The sequence below is a fragment of the Sedimentibacter acidaminivorans genome, assembly GCF_017873955.1.
Lineage (GTDB): Bacteria > Bacillota > Clostridia > Tissierellales > Sedimentibacteraceae > Sedimentibacter > Sedimentibacter acidaminivorans.
This window is the reverse complement of the sequence record NZ_JAGGKS010000010.1, coordinates 71,450-85,888: the sequence shown is the minus strand read 5'-3', so window position 1 is coordinate 85,888 and position 14,439 is coordinate 71,450. Positions and strand designations below refer to the sequence as shown.

Here is a 14,439-nt window from a genome sequence, read left to right as displayed (position 1 = left end):
CTCTTAAAATTTGTTTACACTAACTTTTTGGCCTTCTTTTAATCCTTCTTCATTTCTATCTATCCGAACATAACCCCATGCTTTAGAAAAGCCAGTTATTAATCCTGATTTCCCAAAAACTGGTTTAGAAATCATTTCTCCATTAATCATGTGTAGCGTTACAGGTAAGTATTCCTCTCGACCTTTTGCCTTGTGATAATTTATTTCAAATTTACTTTCTACAGGATATGAAATATCGCTATATTCCATAATTTTATCTATGTAATTTTTTACAATTGATTTGAAAATTACAGCGCAAGCTAAAGGATGTCCTGGAAGTCCAAATACTATTTTATTCTCAGCTTTTCCAATTATTGTTGGCTTGCCAGGCTTTACAGAGATACCATGAACAAGTATTTCTCCTATAGAATTTATTACATTTACAGTGTGGTCTTTCTTGCCAACTGAACTTCCTCCTGACATTAAAACCATATCACACTTTGACAAAGCATCTTTAAAAGTATTTTTGAGCATGTTATAATCATCTTTAATTAACCCAAATTTTATTGGTATGCAGCCACTTTCAATTATTAAAGAATAAAGCAAATATGTATTTATATCTCTTATTTGTCCAATTTTTTTTTCATCATCACAATCAACGATTTCATCTCCTGTAGATATGATACCTATTACAGGTTTCTTATATACTTCAACCACACTATACCCAAGGCTAGAAAGAACACCTATTTCATAAGCACGAAGTTTTGTTCCTTTTTTTATTACAACTTCATCAACTTTTATATCTTCACCAATATCTATTACATTTTCTAGCGGAGCTGAAGGTTTTGATGCAAGAATTATATTATCATCAAGTTTATCGGTGTATTCAATCATTACTACGGAATCAGCACCTTTTGGCAACATCCCACCTGTTGGAACATAGAAACATTCTCCTGGAAAATTTATTTCTTCTTGAACTTCCTGTCCCATCAAAACTTCACCCTTATAATCTAACATTGATGGAATAGTTTCACTTGCTCCAAAAACATCTCTAGAATATACTGCATATCCATCAACGGTTGACCTTCTAAAATCCGGGACATTTTCTTTTGATTTTATATTATTGTATAAAATTCTTCCTGTACATTCTAAAATACTAACTGTTTCGCTTCCCATTATTTTAGAAAATTTATCATCTATTAGTTTTCTTGTTTCATCTATAGTCAAAACCTTGAATAAATCCATATAAGTATAACTCCTCCTTATCTAGCACATTCTCCTCCAGTACCATTTAATATTTCTATACCATGTGGTAATGCCGGCAATACAAATTCTAGATTTTCAACTGCTCCCTTTGGACTTCCAGGAAGATTTATTATTAAAGAACCATCTCTTATTCCTGCTGTTGCTCTTGAAAGCATTGCCTTAGGAGTAATTGCAAGTGATTTTTGCCTCATTGCTTCACAAATTCCAGGTGCTTGTTTCTTTATAACCTTCAGTGTCGCCTCAGGTGTTATGTCTCTTTGTGAAAAACCAGTTCCGCCATTTGTAAGAACAAGTTCAAGCTTAAGTTCATCACACATATAAATTAATTCTTTAACTATAATATCTATTTCATCTGGAACAACTTTATAATACTCAACTATGTATTTTTCATCGAGTGTGTTTTCTATTGCTGGACCCGTTCCATCTTCTCGCTCTCCTCTTGAACCCTTATCGCTAATTGTTAATATTCCTGTTCTAATCATTTGCTTCCTCCTCTATTTGTTTGCCATTTATATATAAAGAATACTTAATAGTAGTATATCTTACATCTATTAATGTAGCCTAAATTTTCATATTCATAAGTTGCTTAACCAAATTATTCTCAGGGTTTTTTAAGACTTTATCTTTTAAACCCATTTCAATTACTTTTCCTTTATCCATAAAAAGTACATAATCAGCAATTCTACCTGCTTGATATACATCATGTGTAATAATAATTATCGTTCTTTTACCACCAGACATGCTCTTTATCAATATTTCTGCATTTATAGTACTTTCAATATCCATGCTAGCCGTTGGTTCATCTAGTAATGTTAAATCCGTTTCAAGAATAGCGGTTCTAAGCAATGCAATTTTTGCTCTTTCTCCACCTGAAAGCCACTTTGATTTTTTGTGTTTTAATTCATTGATGTCTAAATATGACAAATACCTTTCTAGTCTTTCTGCTATTTCATTTTTACTAATTTTCCTAAATTTCAAGCCACTAACAATGTTATTTAAAGAAGTGTCGTTAAAAAGATATGGCTTTTGGACCATTATTGAAATGCTATTTCTTATTTTATAATTTATGCACTCGTTGTTATACAGAACGCTTCCTCCACTAAATGAATTAAACCCTGCAATACAATTAACAAGAGTACTTTTACCGCTTCCGTTTGAACCAAGTATAACGTATATTTTACCTTCTGTAAATTCTAATTTATCTATATCAAGAACACGAACACCACTATATTCTTTGTATGCATTTTCTAGTTTCAAATTCATGTCTAATTCCTCCCCTGTAATTTAAAAAGTACTGAATTTACAGAAAATGATATTAGCAATAAAACAAAACCGATAATTATAGCTTCATTAAAGTTACCCTTACCTGTTTCTAATGCTATATAGGTTGTCATAACTCTCGTGTACCCTTTAATATTCCCACCAACCATCATAACTGCACCCACTTCAGAGATTGCTCTGCCAAAACCTGCTGTAACAACGGATAAAAGCGGTAACTTGCATTCTTTTATTATAGTATAAAATGTATCCAATTTATTTGCTCCAAGAGAAATACAAGTTTTTTCCACTTCAACAGCTATTTCAGTTACGGATGAAACCGTAAGTCCAAATATAATCGGGAAGACTAACATAGATTGGGCGATTATCATTGCCATTGGTGAAAATAATAAACCGAATTGTCCAAGTGGTCCTTTGCGGGAGAGAAGAATATAAACTAACAGACCAATTAAAACAGGAGGTAAGCTCATGAGAGTATTTGCTACTCTCATGATATGTTTCTTTAATTTAAATTCATTTAACGATACTATTATACCCAATGTCAAACCTAATACAGATGAAATCAAGGTTGATGATAATGACACAGTCAAAGACATCGTTATAACCTTGAAAATATCATTATATGTATTAAAAAAATTTATAATTAATTGAATCATAGCTCACCTTTTGTTTTTTTATTTTTTTGAGTTTGGAATGAACAATGGTTGCCCAAATTCCTCTACTCCGTATGTAGAAATTAAATCTTGTCCTTTGTCAGATAATATCCAATTTATAAATTCTTGCATTTCGGCTTTTTTTATAGGATATTTTTCTGGGTTAACCATAATTACTCCATATTGATTATACATTAAATCATTTTTCTCTGTTACAATAGTTAGGTCAAGATCATCTTTCATAGAAAGATAAGTTGCTCTATCTGTTAATGTATATCCTTGCTTTTCACTAGCCATCTGCAAAACTGCTCCCATTCCACTTCCTGCTGACACATACCAATCACCCTCTGGTGTTATATCAACTTTTTCCCAGTAAGATTTTTCTTTTGTATGTGTTCCAGAATCATCACCTCTAGAAATAAATGTAGCTTGTTTTTCTGATAACAAAGAGAACGCTTTTATTGGATCATTTGGTGCATCTGTTTTCAAGCCCGCTGGGTCCGCTTCTGGTCCTACAATTACAAAATCATTGTACATTACATCAAATCGTTCTACTCCATAGCCTTCTTCTACAAATTTCTCTTCTTGAGCCTTTGCATGTACTAAAAGTCCATCTGCATCACCATTTCTACCAAGTTCAAGAGCTGCTCCTGTTCCTTTTGCAACAACGTTTACAGTAATGCCTGTCTCATTTTTAAACTCAGGCAATAAATAATCTAAAAGTCCTGAATCCTGAGTACTTGTAGTTGTTGCTAAAATTATTGACTTTTCCTCTGTAGCTGGGTTTGTTGCTTGTTGTTCAGAAGGTGTTTCCGATGGTGCAGGTTTTGTCGATTGACAAGCAACGAGAGATATTACCATCATTAATGCTAAAAGAACTATAAACAAGCCCTTCCTTTGAAAATGTTTTGTTTTTTTCATAAAAAAAACTCCTTTCAATATATTAATATATGAAAAGAGACATGCTAATATAGCAATCTCCTTTCCACTGGGAGGCTCAATTGTTTCCAATTAAACCCTAACGGCTAATATTCATAGCATACGCCTTAGAAATTTTAGCTCGGAGAATAACACATTAAAATTCTAAATCAATTTACTAAATTTGTCAATGAATAAAAATCTGATAAGCTGTCTTTGAAATAATAATTTGCACTCAACTTAAAAGAGTTGTATTTTGTAATATTCAGTTGTATAATAGCACTATCATAACTAAAGGAGCGTTTTTATGGATTTTTTATTAGCAATAACTATTTTCACACTTTCATTAATCTTTAGTGTACTAAAAAAAATACCAACAACTATTCCTTTATTAATTGGACTTCTTTGTTTCATTTTTACAGCTCTACATAGAGGTTTTACATTAAAACAAATATTTAAGATGATGTCAACAGGAACAATTAAATCTCTCATTGTAATTTCTATTCTTTTATTGATAGGATTAATTACCGGAATTTGGAGGGCATGTGGAACGATACCATTTTTTGTCTATTATGGAACTAAGGTAATTATACCTCAATATTTTATATTGTTTGCATTTCTATTATCATGCATGGTATCTTTTACTTTGGGGACAAGTTTTGGAACCGTTGGAACAATTGGTGTTGTATTAATTGTTCTTGCAAAGAGTGGAAATGTTGATTTAAATATAACTGCAGGTGCAATTTTTTCAGGTGCTTTTTTCGGAGACCGATGCGCTCCTACTTCTTCTAGCGCAAACCTCATTGCAACTATAACAGAAACAAATTTATACAACAATATAAAAAACATGTTTGCTACAGCTTCAGTACCATTTATTTTCGCTGTATTAATTTATGTATTCTTATCAAAGGATAACCCCTTAGAAATTGCAAACACTTCACTTTTAAATGAAATCGAACAACACTTCAATTTAAATCCTATTGTAATGATACCTGCTATAATTATTTTATCACTTGCAATTTTTAAAGTTGATGTGAAAATTTCCATGTTTCTCAGCATTGTTTCTGGTATTATAATTTGCATTTTTGTTCAAAATATAGAGTTAATTAATGTATTTAGATTTATGTTTATTGGATATGAATTAGGTACAGCTGGAAGCTTTTCAGATATAATTTCTGGTGGTGGCATGACATCTATGATTGGTGTTTCTTTTATAGTATTAATTGCATCTACTTATTCTGGAATATTTGAAGGAACAGGTATGCTAAATGTAATACAAAGTTTATTAGAAAAAATAGCTTATAAAATTAAGCTTTATCCTACAATGATCCTAACAAGTATTTTAACAAGTATATTTAGCTGTAATCAAACTTTATCTATTATGTTATCTCACCAATTAATGAATAAAATTTATAAAAATAACAATTCATCAAACAGCGAAATAGCAATTGATTTAGAAAATACTGTAGTTTTAATTTCTGAACTAATTCCATGGAATATAGCTATAGCTGTGCCTATGGCAACATTATCAGTTGGAATAAAAAGTATACCATATGCTGTATTTCTATACCTAGTTCCACTTTTTAATTTGCGAAGAAAAAAGCTTAAAAGTCAAACTACGAATATATAAGATAATGGAGGATGTATAACATTATATGTCCTCCATTATCTTATAATTAAATCACTATGTTTGATTCGTCTTCAAGCATAGCAATTACTTCTTGTTTAGTTAATGGTTGCAAATGCCCAAATAGTGCTGTTTCAAAATCTATGGCTTTCATATTTTCTATTAAGCTTTTAAGCTTATTTCTATAATACACAGGTTCTCCATGATGTAAGTCTTCGCATATAATATCTCCTATAAAAATGACTTTTTCCTGTGGTATATAAGCTACAACACAATCATCTGCATGAGAACTTTCTATCTTTCTAAGCTCACAACTAATGTTTCCTAAATAAATGGAAAGTCCATTTTCAAATACAATATCAGCAGTTTTTACAAGGATTTCGTCTCTATTTTCATATTCCCTTTTAATCATGGTATCACAAAATTCTATATCTTCTCCATTTATTAATCTATCTTTCATTGCCTCATCTGTCCATTCCCACTTGCTCATCTTTTCTAAATGATCATTTGTTTCACGGCATGCTATTGATACAGCATTTAATCCACTTAGCCCATATGTATGATCCCAGTGAGAATGTGTTAAGATTACATATACAGGATGCGGCAACCCTAATTTAGAAATCTCATCTAAAAAAATTTCAACATGTTGTTTTGAATTTCCTGCATCTACCATAAGCGAATAATTATCGCCTTTAATATACCCCAAAATTGGTCTATCAGTTTCCTCATTATGTGGCATATAATAAATTCTATCGGTTAATTTAATAAGCATTTTATCCTCCAGTAAGTAAACTTATAATAAAATTATACAAAACAAAATACTAGATAGTGTATCACTTCATACTTTATTTTTATTCTTATTTTATATCAAAATTTCATTCATTAATTATGTTTCGAATTATATATTATACTTATATCCTTGTCAACAAAAGTGATGAAAAGAAATTTTTTAAAATATAATCTAATATATAGGCTTGAATTTTAAAATTATATAATATATACTACCTACACATCTATTTTTAAAAACAAATAACAAATTAGGAGAACATTAATTATGGAAAATTTCGTTTATTCAATACCTACCGAAATATATTTTGGTAAAGGTCAAATTAAAAATTTAGTTAATATTATAAAAAAATACGGCAGTAGAGTATTGATTGTATATGGTGGTGGAAGCATTAAAAAAATTGGAGTATATGATACTATAGCAACTATGTTTAATGAAAATAACATACCTTATACTGAACTATCTGGTGTAGAGCCTAATCCAAAGCTTACTTCTGTAAAAAAAGGAGTTGAACTTTGTAGGCAATTTAATGCTGACATTGTTTTATCAGTTGGTGGTGGAAGCACCATAGATTGTGGGAAGGTTATTGCTGCTGGAGTAGCATACGATGGAGACCCTTGGGATTTAGTAATAAACCCTAAAAAAATCAAAGAAGTATTACCGGTTGTAAGTATTTTAACTCTAGCAGCAACTGGTTCTGAAATGGATATGATGGCTGTAATATCAAACATGGACACAAATGATAAAATTGGTGTGGGTAATATAAATATGAGACCAGTTGCATCAATTTTAGACCCAGAATACACTTACACTGTTTCAAAATATCAAACTGCAGCAGGTACAGCGGATATTATGAGTCATATTATCGAAGCTTATTTTTCTAATTCCAAAGGATATATGCAAGACAGAATGGCAGAAGGATTATTAAAGACATGTATCGAATTTGGTGTTAAAGCTATAGAAAAACCCGATGATTATGAAGCTAGAGCTAATTTAATGTGGACATCAAGCTGGGCTATTAATGGATTTTTAGCTTTAGGAAAACCAGGTGCATGGAGCTGCCATGCTATAGAACATGAATTAAGTGCATATTATGATATAACTCATGGGGTAGGATTAGCTATGGTTACACCTCATTGGATGAAGCGCGTATTAAATGATGAGCATCTAGACAAATTCGTAGAATTTGGAACAAATGTATGGGGTATAGATTCGTCATTAGACAAATATGAAATTGCTAATAAAGCAATAGAAAAAACAAGAGAATATTTTATAAGTTTAGGTATCCCAACAACTTTAAGAGAAGTTGGAATTAACGAAGAAAAATTTGATATTATGGCAACAAAGTCATCTGCAAAATTGTCAAATGCTTATTGTCCTCTTTCTAAAGAAGATGTATTAAATATATATAAGGCAGCATTATAAAGTTCAAATAATAAAAGAATAAATTAGAGGGCAAAACCTTCTTATTTATTCTTTTAATTTATTTTCTATTTTGATAAGATTCTCTTTTATATTTAGTCCACCAGCATAACCCACTAATTTGCCATTTGCTCCAATTACCCTATGACAAGGAATTACTATGGGAAGTGGATTTTTATTATTTGCCATTCCAACTGCTCGACATGCTTTTTCATTCCCTATCGCAATAGCTATTTCTTTATATGTCTTAGTTTCTCCATATGGAATTTCTTGCAATGCTCTCCATACACTTTTTTGAAATTCAGTTCCATTTAGCTCAATTGGAAAATCAAATGTTTTTCTTTTTCCATTGAGATACTCTTTAATTTGTTCAAAAGCATTTTTTATAAGTGGTGTTTCAACTAATTGCACTTTATTTTCCAGACTTTCATTTTCAAAATATATATTTGTAACTGCCTTTCCATTTTCTGAAATTCCAATCTTTCCAATTGTTGTATCATAAAAAAACATCATTTCCACTATACTCCCTTGCTACTATTTTATCGAAAAATGTAACTTATCTTAATATTATTATACTATTGTAATTTTACAAAATCAATAAAAACTATCTTTTTCTAACAGTAAAATTATCCGCTAATAATTCCCAGTTCTGTTGGAATGGGTATCCTAAAACCCAGTAGCTTAATCCTCTTAAATTATAATCTTTTACTAAGTCAAATTTTGCTTGTGCACTTCTTGCATCTTCGAACCAAACTTCATGAGCTATTCCATTTTCATCAGTATATTGATAAAACGGTGATTGACTTATTACATCATACTGAATTGTAGCTTTATATTTATATGCCCTATCAATTGCCTCTTGGACACTAAATGTTTCAGCTTCGCGGCCACCAACAAATGGTAGTGTCCAATCTCTTGCATAAATTTGAAATCCCATCAAAATTTTATCCGTAGGAATAACTGTTACTGCGTAATCTAAAACTCTTTCCATTTCATTTACTGGAGATATAGCTCTAGGTGGCCCACCTCTCCATCCCCATTCGTATGTCATCAATACTACAAAATCAACTATTTTACCATGTGCTTCATAATCATGAGCCTCATAAAGAAGTCCTACTTGATCTTTATTTATTTTTGGTGCTAAGGCTGTAGAAACAAAAAATCCTTCTTTGTGCATTATATCAACAGTACTTTTTAAAAATCTATTATAAGCCTCTCGGTCACTAGGAAGAACATTTTCAAAATCAATATTTAATCCTTTATAACCTTTTTCCTTCATAATATTTATTATGTTTGTCTGAAGTTTTTGTATAATTCTAGGATTATTAAGTACCTCGCGTGCAAGGTTTTCTCCTTTTGATGTTACACTAAAATTAGTAATTGCCATCATAGGAACTATATTTTCAGATATTGCTGTTTTAATTGCAGCCATATCATCAAGTCCCTGTAGCCCTCCATCTTCTTTTATTAGATAAGCAAATGGACTTAGATATGTTAAATTATCCCCAACTTCTTCAATTATAGGTACAGAATCATTTCCTAGCATGTAGATGTAACCATTTACATCTATTTTTTTCTTTTCCCTTTGTGGTATAGTAATTTTAGTTCCAGGATATAAAAAATTAGGATTTATAATACTGTTTGTCTTCATAATATTTTCTACTGAGACACCATATTTTTCAGCTATTCTCCACAGCACATCTCCATATTTTATTGTATATAAAGTGTCATCCGTTGGTATTAACAATGATTGCCCAACTAACAGTTTGTTTGGATCATGCAAATTATTAACTTCAACGATCCTATCTACACTAGAATTATAATATTTTGCAATTTTCCATAATATATCGCCCCAATTTACAACATGTATAACCATAGTCCCCTCCTACTACCTTTTATTATATAAATATATTCAGGAGTTCAATCATAATGATTAAATTAGGTAAATTGATAAAAAAAGGTTGATACATATGCGTACCAACCTCAATCACTTTCTTCTATAATTTTGCTATATCTTTTCTATATTCCATTTTATCAAACTTAATTTTTTCTATATTTTTATAAACCTTATTTCTTGCTTCTTCTATTGTATCTCCTAAAGCAGTTACCGCTAGAACTCTTCCACCATCTGTCAATATTTTACCTTCTGATAATTTAGTTCCACCATGAAATACTATAACATCCTCATCAACTAAATCAAGTCCAGTTATTTCTTTACCCTTTTCATAATTATCTGGATAACCTCCAGAAGCTAATACAACAGTTGTGCTATGCATTTCTGTCCATTGTAAATCCTTTAAAGTAAGGGTTCCATCAATCGTTTTTTCCATAACTTTACACAAATCAGATTTTAATCTAGGCAAAACAACCTCTGTTTCAGGGTCTCCAAATCTAGTATTGTATTCAAGAACCTTAGCTTCATCACCTGTTATCATAAGTCCAATGAATAAAATTCCTTTAAAATCCATATTTTCTTCTATAAATCCATTGAGCGTAGTATCAAGAATATTTTCCTTAATATACTTCTTAAGAGATTCTGTATAAATAGGATTAGGTGAAAAGCAACCCATACCACCAGTGTTAAGACCTTTATCATTGTCATATGCTTTTTTATAATCTCTTGCACTTTCCATAGGTATTATATCTTTACCATTTACAAAACAAAGCAAAGAAGTTTCTATTCCATTTAAAAATTCTTCAATTACCACGGTATTACCCGCTTCACCAAATTGCTTATCTCTCATAATACTATTTATAGCATCTTTTGCTTCATTTATAGTTTCACATATTAGAACGCCTTTTCCAGCTGCAAGTCCATCTGCCTTAATTACAATTGGAGTAGTGAAATTATGCAAACCTTCTAAAGCTTTTTTCGAATCTATATATGTTTCATATTTAGCTGTGGGAATATTATATTTTTTCATAAAATCTTTAGAGTATGATTTGCTACCTTCTAGTCTAGCACCTTTTTTACTTGGTCCAAAAGCTTTAATTCCTTTTTCCATAAGTATATCTACTAAACCATCTACTAAAGGACCCTCTGGACCGACTACTACCATATCTATGTTATTATCTACTGAGAAATCAGTGATTTTTTCTATATCTTCCGCCTTAATATCTACACATTTTGCTATTTGAGATATTCCAGCATTTCCAGGGGCACAATATATTTTGGTAACCATGTTACTTTGATTAAGCTTCCAACATATTGTATGCTCTCTTGCGCCGCCTCCAACAACAAGTATTTTCATCGTTCCCTCCTCTAATTACGAAATTTAGTGCTTAAAGTGCCTCATGTCTGTCATCAACATTGACATATTATGTTTATCACATGCTTCAATGGATTTTATATCATTCATTGAGCCACCTGGCTGAATTATAGCTGTTATACCAGATTCTGCTGCAGCCTCAACGCAATCAGGAAATGGGAAATATGCATCAGAACCTAAACATGCACCTTTGAGACTATCTTTTCCCAAATATTCAATAGCATGTTCTATTGCTTGTTTACATGCCCAGATACGATTTACTTGTCCAGGACCAATTCCAATTGACTGTCCATTTTTAACAATTGTTATTGCATTAGATTTCGTATGCTTAACAATTTTCCAAGCCATTATTAAATCTTTCATTTCTGCTTCTGTAGGTTGTTTTTTTGTAACTTTTTTTAATTCGCTACCATATGGTAAAAGTTTAGAGTCTATTGTTTGTACTAAAATTCCACCAGCTACTTTTTTTAGATCATATGAATTTTCATCTTGCTTTGTCATAATATTTTCTATTTTTAAAAGTCTTATATTTTTCTTCGATTTAAGTATATCTAAAGCTTCGTCGCTATATGATGGCGCAACTACTATTTCTATAAATATTTTATTAATTTCTTCTGCTGTTCTTTTATCTATTTCTCTATTAGCAACTACAATTCCACCAAATATCGAAGTTGGGTCAGCAGAATAAGCCTTAATATACGCATCATAAATACTATTTGCAGTTCCTACGCCGCAAGGGTTTGAATGCTTGCAACCAACAACTGTAGGTTCATCAAATTCCTTTAATAATTCAAGTGCTCCATTTGTATCATTTATATTATTAAATGATAATTCTTTACCATGAAGTTGTATGGCCGATGCAAGAAGTCCTTTGTTTTTATTAACTTCTTTATAAAACGCAGCCTTTTGATGAGGGTTCTCACCATATCTCATATCTTGAACCTTTTCAAAAGTCATAGTAAATGTTTCAGGTAACCCAATATCTCTTCTTTCTTTTTTCATATATGTAGCAATAAGTGTATCATAATGAGCTGTATGTTCAAAAACTTTCGAACATAAATAAAATTTAGTATCCAATGATACTTCTTTACTATTTTCTATTTCTTTAATTACCTTATCATAGTCTTTTGGGTCAACAACCACCGCAACATCTTGATAATTTTTTGCAGCTGAACGAAGCATAGTAGGTCCGCCTATATCTATATTTTCTATAGCAGTTTGCCTATCTACAGATTCTTTAAGTATAGTTTGTTTAAATGGATATAAGTTAACAACAACAATATCAATGGTTTTAATATTTAAATCTCTAAGTTGTTTCATATGCTCATTATTTGAACGTATTGCCAACAACCCTGCATGGATATTTGGATGAAGTGTTTTTACTCTTCCATCTAAACATTCTGGAAATCCTGTTACTTCAGATATACCTATTACTTTTATACCAGCATCTTTCAATACTTTAGAAGTTCCTCCAGTAGATATTATTTCTACTCCTAAATTAGATAATTTTTGTGCAAACTCTACAATTCCTGTTTTATCAGAAACACTAATTAAAGCTCTCATTATTATTCCTCCATGTTTATTTTAACTTTTCTATCTATTATTTCTATCTTACCATCACAATAATATTGAACAGCTTGTGGTAAAATTTTATGTTCTATTTTTAGTACTTTTTTCTGCAATATTTCAGCACTGTCACTATATTCTATATTAACTGACTCTTGAAGTATAATTGGTCCTGTATCTGCATTTTCATCTACAAAATGAACAGTTGCTCCACTTATTTTAACACCATAGTTTATTGCAGCCTCATGTACCTTAATACCATAATAACCCTTTCCACAAAATGATGGAATCAAAGATGGATGTATATTTATTATTTTATTATTATACTCCTCAATGAATTTCGAAGTCAATATTTTTAAATATCCTGCTAAAATTACTAATTCAACATTATGTCTTTTTAATTCTCTGATTATAGCTTCATCAAATTGTTCTATATTAGCAAATTCTTTTGAGTGGACAAAAACAGCATCTATACCATGCTGTCTCGCTCGCTCTAGCCCATAGGCATTTTCTCTATTAGAAATAACCACTTCAATTTTTCCATTAATTTTGCCTAGCTCTATATTATCTATTATAGACTGTAGGTTTGATCCAGAACCAGATACCAAAACTCCAATTTTTACTTGTGGCATATTTTGAGCTCCCCTTCTCTTTTTATAGTTTTACCTATAATTACAGGATTCTCATTTTTTTCATTGAGGTAAGAAATCAAATTTTCTGCTACTTCAGCACTAACAGCCATTACCATGCCAATTCCCATATTGAATGTTGAATACATCTCATCTATATCAATATTTCCTTCTCTTTGCATAAGTTTAAATATTGGCAATACGTTAATATCTTTAGTGTCTATGTCTGCTGTAATGCCATCTGGAAACATCCTAGGAATATTTTCATAAAAACCACCACCTGTAATATTTGACATTCCCTTAATTTCAAATTTAGAAATCAAATCAAGTATTAATTCCGGATAAATCCTAGTTGGTACCATTAATGCTTCACCTAACGTTGATCCAAGTTCTTCTACATATTCATTTACATCATAACTCTTATGTTCAAAAAATACTTTTCTTACCAAGGAATACCCATTACTATGAATTCCACTTGATGGTATTCCTATAAGGATATCACCCTCCACAATATTACTACCATCAATTATTTTCTTTTTATCAACTATACCAACACAAAATCCTGCAATATCATATTCCCCTTCGCTATAAAGACCTGGCATTTCAGCAGTTTCACCACCAATGAGCGCTGCTCCTGCTTTGATGCACCCATTTGCAACACCTTTAACAATGTCAGAAGCTTTATTAGGATCTAATTTACCTGTAGCAATATAATCTAAGAAAAATAAAGGTTTTGCACCTTGGCATATTACATCATTTACGCACATAGCAACAGCATCTTCACCAATTGTATCATGAATATCTGTCTTAAAGGCTATCATAAGCTTTGTTCCTACCCCATCGGTTCCAGAAACTAAAACTGGTTCATCATATTCATTTTTATCTATTGCAAACAAGCTTCCAAAACCACCTATATCAGATACTACACCTTTAGTATAAGTTTTTTTTACATAATTTTTAATTAATTTTACTGTTTCATATCCTGCATGTATATCTACTCCGGAATCTTTATACGTTAATTTATCAGACATAATTTGCTCCTTTT

14 protein-coding genes and 1 riboswitch are annotated in these 14,439 nt (G+C 31.0%); of the genes, 2 read left to right on the top strand and 12 right to left on the bottom strand.

Translation table 11 applies throughout. From position 1 onward, the window contains the following. Positions 1-3: 3 nt before the first annotated feature. The 5 genes from J2Z76_RS14895 to J2Z76_RS14875 all read right to left on the bottom strand — a co-directional run bounded on the left by J2Z76_RS14895 (position 4) and on the right by J2Z76_RS14875 (position 4,097). Positions 4-1,224 (bottom strand): molybdopterin molybdotransferase MoeA, encoded by a 1,221-nt coding sequence (locus tag J2Z76_RS14895; protein ID WP_209512852.1) that lies wholly within the window; start codon positions 1,222-1,224, stop codon positions 4-6. Positions 1,225-1,241: 17 nt separating this feature from the next. Continuing rightward, a complete protein-coding gene (locus J2Z76_RS14890) occupies positions 1,242-1,727 on the bottom strand; it encodes a MogA/MoaB family molybdenum cofactor biosynthesis protein (RefSeq protein ID WP_209512851.1) in 486 nt (161 codons plus the stop codon). Positions 1,728-1,806: 79 nt separating this feature from the next. Further along, positions 1,807-2,508 (bottom strand): ATP-binding cassette domain-containing protein, encoded by a 702-nt coding sequence (locus J2Z76_RS14885; protein WP_209512850.1) that lies wholly within the window; start codon positions 2,506-2,508, stop codon positions 1,807-1,809. Between the two features lie 2 nt (positions 2,509-2,510). Continuing rightward, positions 2,511-3,179, bottom strand: a complete 669-nt coding sequence (locus J2Z76_RS14880; RefSeq protein WP_209512849.1) for an ABC transporter permease — start codon at positions 3,177-3,179, stop codon at positions 2,511-2,513. Positions 3,180-3,197: 18 nt separating this feature from the next. Beyond that, entirely contained in the window at positions 3,198-4,097 is a 900-nt protein-coding gene (locus J2Z76_RS14875) for an ABC transporter substrate-binding protein (protein WP_209512848.1), read from the bottom strand. 41 nt (positions 4,098-4,138) lie between these two features. Further along, positions 4,139-4,254, bottom strand: a riboswitch (molybdenum cofactor riboswitch). A gap of 147 nt (positions 4,255-4,401) precedes the next feature. On the opposite strand from J2Z76_RS14875, the gene J2Z76_RS14870 reads away from it, so the two are divergent. Further along, complete coding sequence (locus tag J2Z76_RS14870) at positions 4,402-5,724, top strand: Na+/H+ antiporter NhaC family protein (protein WP_209512847.1); 1,323 nt, start codon at positions 4,402-4,404, stop codon at positions 5,722-5,724. A 46-nt stretch (positions 5,725-5,770) separates the two neighbouring features. Here J2Z76_RS14870 and J2Z76_RS14865 read toward each other — a convergent pair whose 3' ends face one another. Next, positions 5,771-6,493: an MBL fold metallo-hydrolase gene (locus J2Z76_RS14865; RefSeq protein ID WP_209512846.1), complete on the bottom strand. Its 723-nt coding sequence runs from the start codon at positions 6,491-6,493 to the stop codon at positions 5,771-5,773. 282 nt (positions 6,494-6,775) lie between these two features. On the opposite strand from J2Z76_RS14865, the gene J2Z76_RS14860 reads away from it, so the two are divergent. Beyond that, a complete protein-coding gene (locus J2Z76_RS14860) occupies positions 6,776-7,933 on the top strand; it encodes an iron-containing alcohol dehydrogenase (RefSeq protein WP_209512845.1) in 1,158 nt (385 codons plus the stop codon). Between the two features lie 45 nt (positions 7,934-7,978). On the opposite strand, the gene J2Z76_RS14855 is transcribed toward J2Z76_RS14860, so the two are convergent. From J2Z76_RS14855 to purM, 6 genes are all read right to left on the bottom strand, one after another. After that, positions 7,979-8,449: a methylated-DNA--[protein]-cysteine S-methyltransferase gene (locus J2Z76_RS14855; RefSeq protein ID WP_209512844.1), complete on the bottom strand. Its 471-nt coding sequence runs from the start codon at positions 8,447-8,449 to the stop codon at positions 7,979-7,981. An 85-nt stretch (positions 8,450-8,534) separates the two neighbouring features. Beyond that, complete coding sequence (locus tag J2Z76_RS14850; RefSeq protein ID WP_209512843.1) at positions 8,535-9,806, bottom strand: LysM peptidoglycan-binding domain-containing protein; 1,272 nt, start codon at positions 9,804-9,806, stop codon at positions 8,535-8,537. Positions 9,807-9,927: 121 nt separating this feature from the next. Further along, on the bottom strand, positions 9,928-11,181 hold the full coding sequence (gene purD, locus J2Z76_RS14845; RefSeq protein ID WP_209512842.1) for a phosphoribosylamine--glycine ligase: 1,254 nt from the start codon (positions 11,179-11,181) through the stop codon (positions 9,928-9,930). Positions 11,182-11,205: 24 nt separating this feature from the next. Beyond that, a complete protein-coding gene (gene purH / locus J2Z76_RS14840) occupies positions 11,206-12,768 on the bottom strand; it encodes a bifunctional phosphoribosylaminoimidazolecarboxamide formyltransferase/IMP cyclohydrolase (protein WP_209512908.1) in 1,563 nt (520 codons plus the stop codon). After that, positions 12,765-13,397: a phosphoribosylglycinamide formyltransferase gene (gene purN, locus J2Z76_RS14835; RefSeq protein ID WP_209512841.1), complete on the bottom strand. Its 633-nt coding sequence runs from the start codon at positions 13,395-13,397 to the stop codon at positions 12,765-12,767. The genes purH and purN overlap by 4 nt, the downstream gene beginning before the upstream one ends. Continuing rightward, positions 13,385-14,425, bottom strand: a complete 1,041-nt coding sequence (gene purM, locus J2Z76_RS14830; protein WP_209512840.1) for a phosphoribosylformylglycinamidine cyclo-ligase — start codon at positions 14,423-14,425, stop codon at positions 13,385-13,387. Before purM ends, purN begins: the two co-directional genes overlap by 13 nt. Positions 14,426-14,439: the final 14 nt, after the last annotated feature.

What these genes read in the sequence shown, in the direction of transcription:
- purD (WP_209512842.1), bottom strand. Translation starts at nt 11,181, where the DNA reads ATGAAAATACTTGTTGTTGGAGGCGGCGCAAGAGAGCATACAATATGT.
- purM (WP_209512840.1), bottom strand. Translation starts at nt 14,425, where the DNA reads ATGTCTGATAAATTAACGTATAAAGATTCCGGAGTAGATATACATGCA.
- J2Z76_RS14850 (WP_209512843.1), bottom strand. Translation starts at nt 9,806, where the DNA reads ATGGTTATACATGTTGTAAATTGGGGCGATATATTATGGAAAATTGCA.
- J2Z76_RS14880 (WP_209512849.1), bottom strand. Translation starts at nt 3,179, where the DNA reads ATGATTCAATTAATTATAAATTTTTTTAATACATATAATGATATTTTC.
- J2Z76_RS14875 (WP_209512848.1), bottom strand. Translation starts at nt 4,097, where the DNA reads ATGAAAAAAACAAAACATTTTCAAAGGAAGGGCTTGTTTATAGTTCTT.
- J2Z76_RS14890 (WP_209512851.1), bottom strand. Translation starts at nt 1,727, where the DNA reads ATGATTAGAACAGGAATATTAACAATTAGCGATAAGGGTTCAAGAGGA.
- J2Z76_RS14885 (WP_209512850.1), bottom strand. Translation starts at nt 2,508, where the DNA reads ATGAATTTGAAACTAGAAAATGCATACAAAGAATATAGTGGTGTTCGT.
- J2Z76_RS14865 (WP_209512846.1), bottom strand. Translation starts at nt 6,493, where the DNA reads ATGCTTATTAAATTAACCGATAGAATTTATTATATGCCACATAATGAG.
- J2Z76_RS14860 (WP_209512845.1), top strand. Translation starts at nt 6,776, where the DNA reads ATGGAAAATTTCGTTTATTCAATACCTACCGAAATATATTTTGGTAAA.
- J2Z76_RS14870 (WP_209512847.1), top strand. Translation starts at nt 4,402, where the DNA reads ATGGATTTTTTATTAGCAATAACTATTTTCACACTTTCATTAATCTTT.
- purN (WP_209512841.1), bottom strand. Translation starts at nt 13,397, where the DNA reads ATGCCACAAGTAAAAATTGGAGTTTTGGTATCTGGTTCTGGATCAAAC.
- J2Z76_RS14895 (WP_209512852.1), bottom strand. Translation starts at nt 1,224, where the DNA reads ATGGATTTATTCAAGGTTTTGACTATAGATGAAACAAGAAAACTAATA.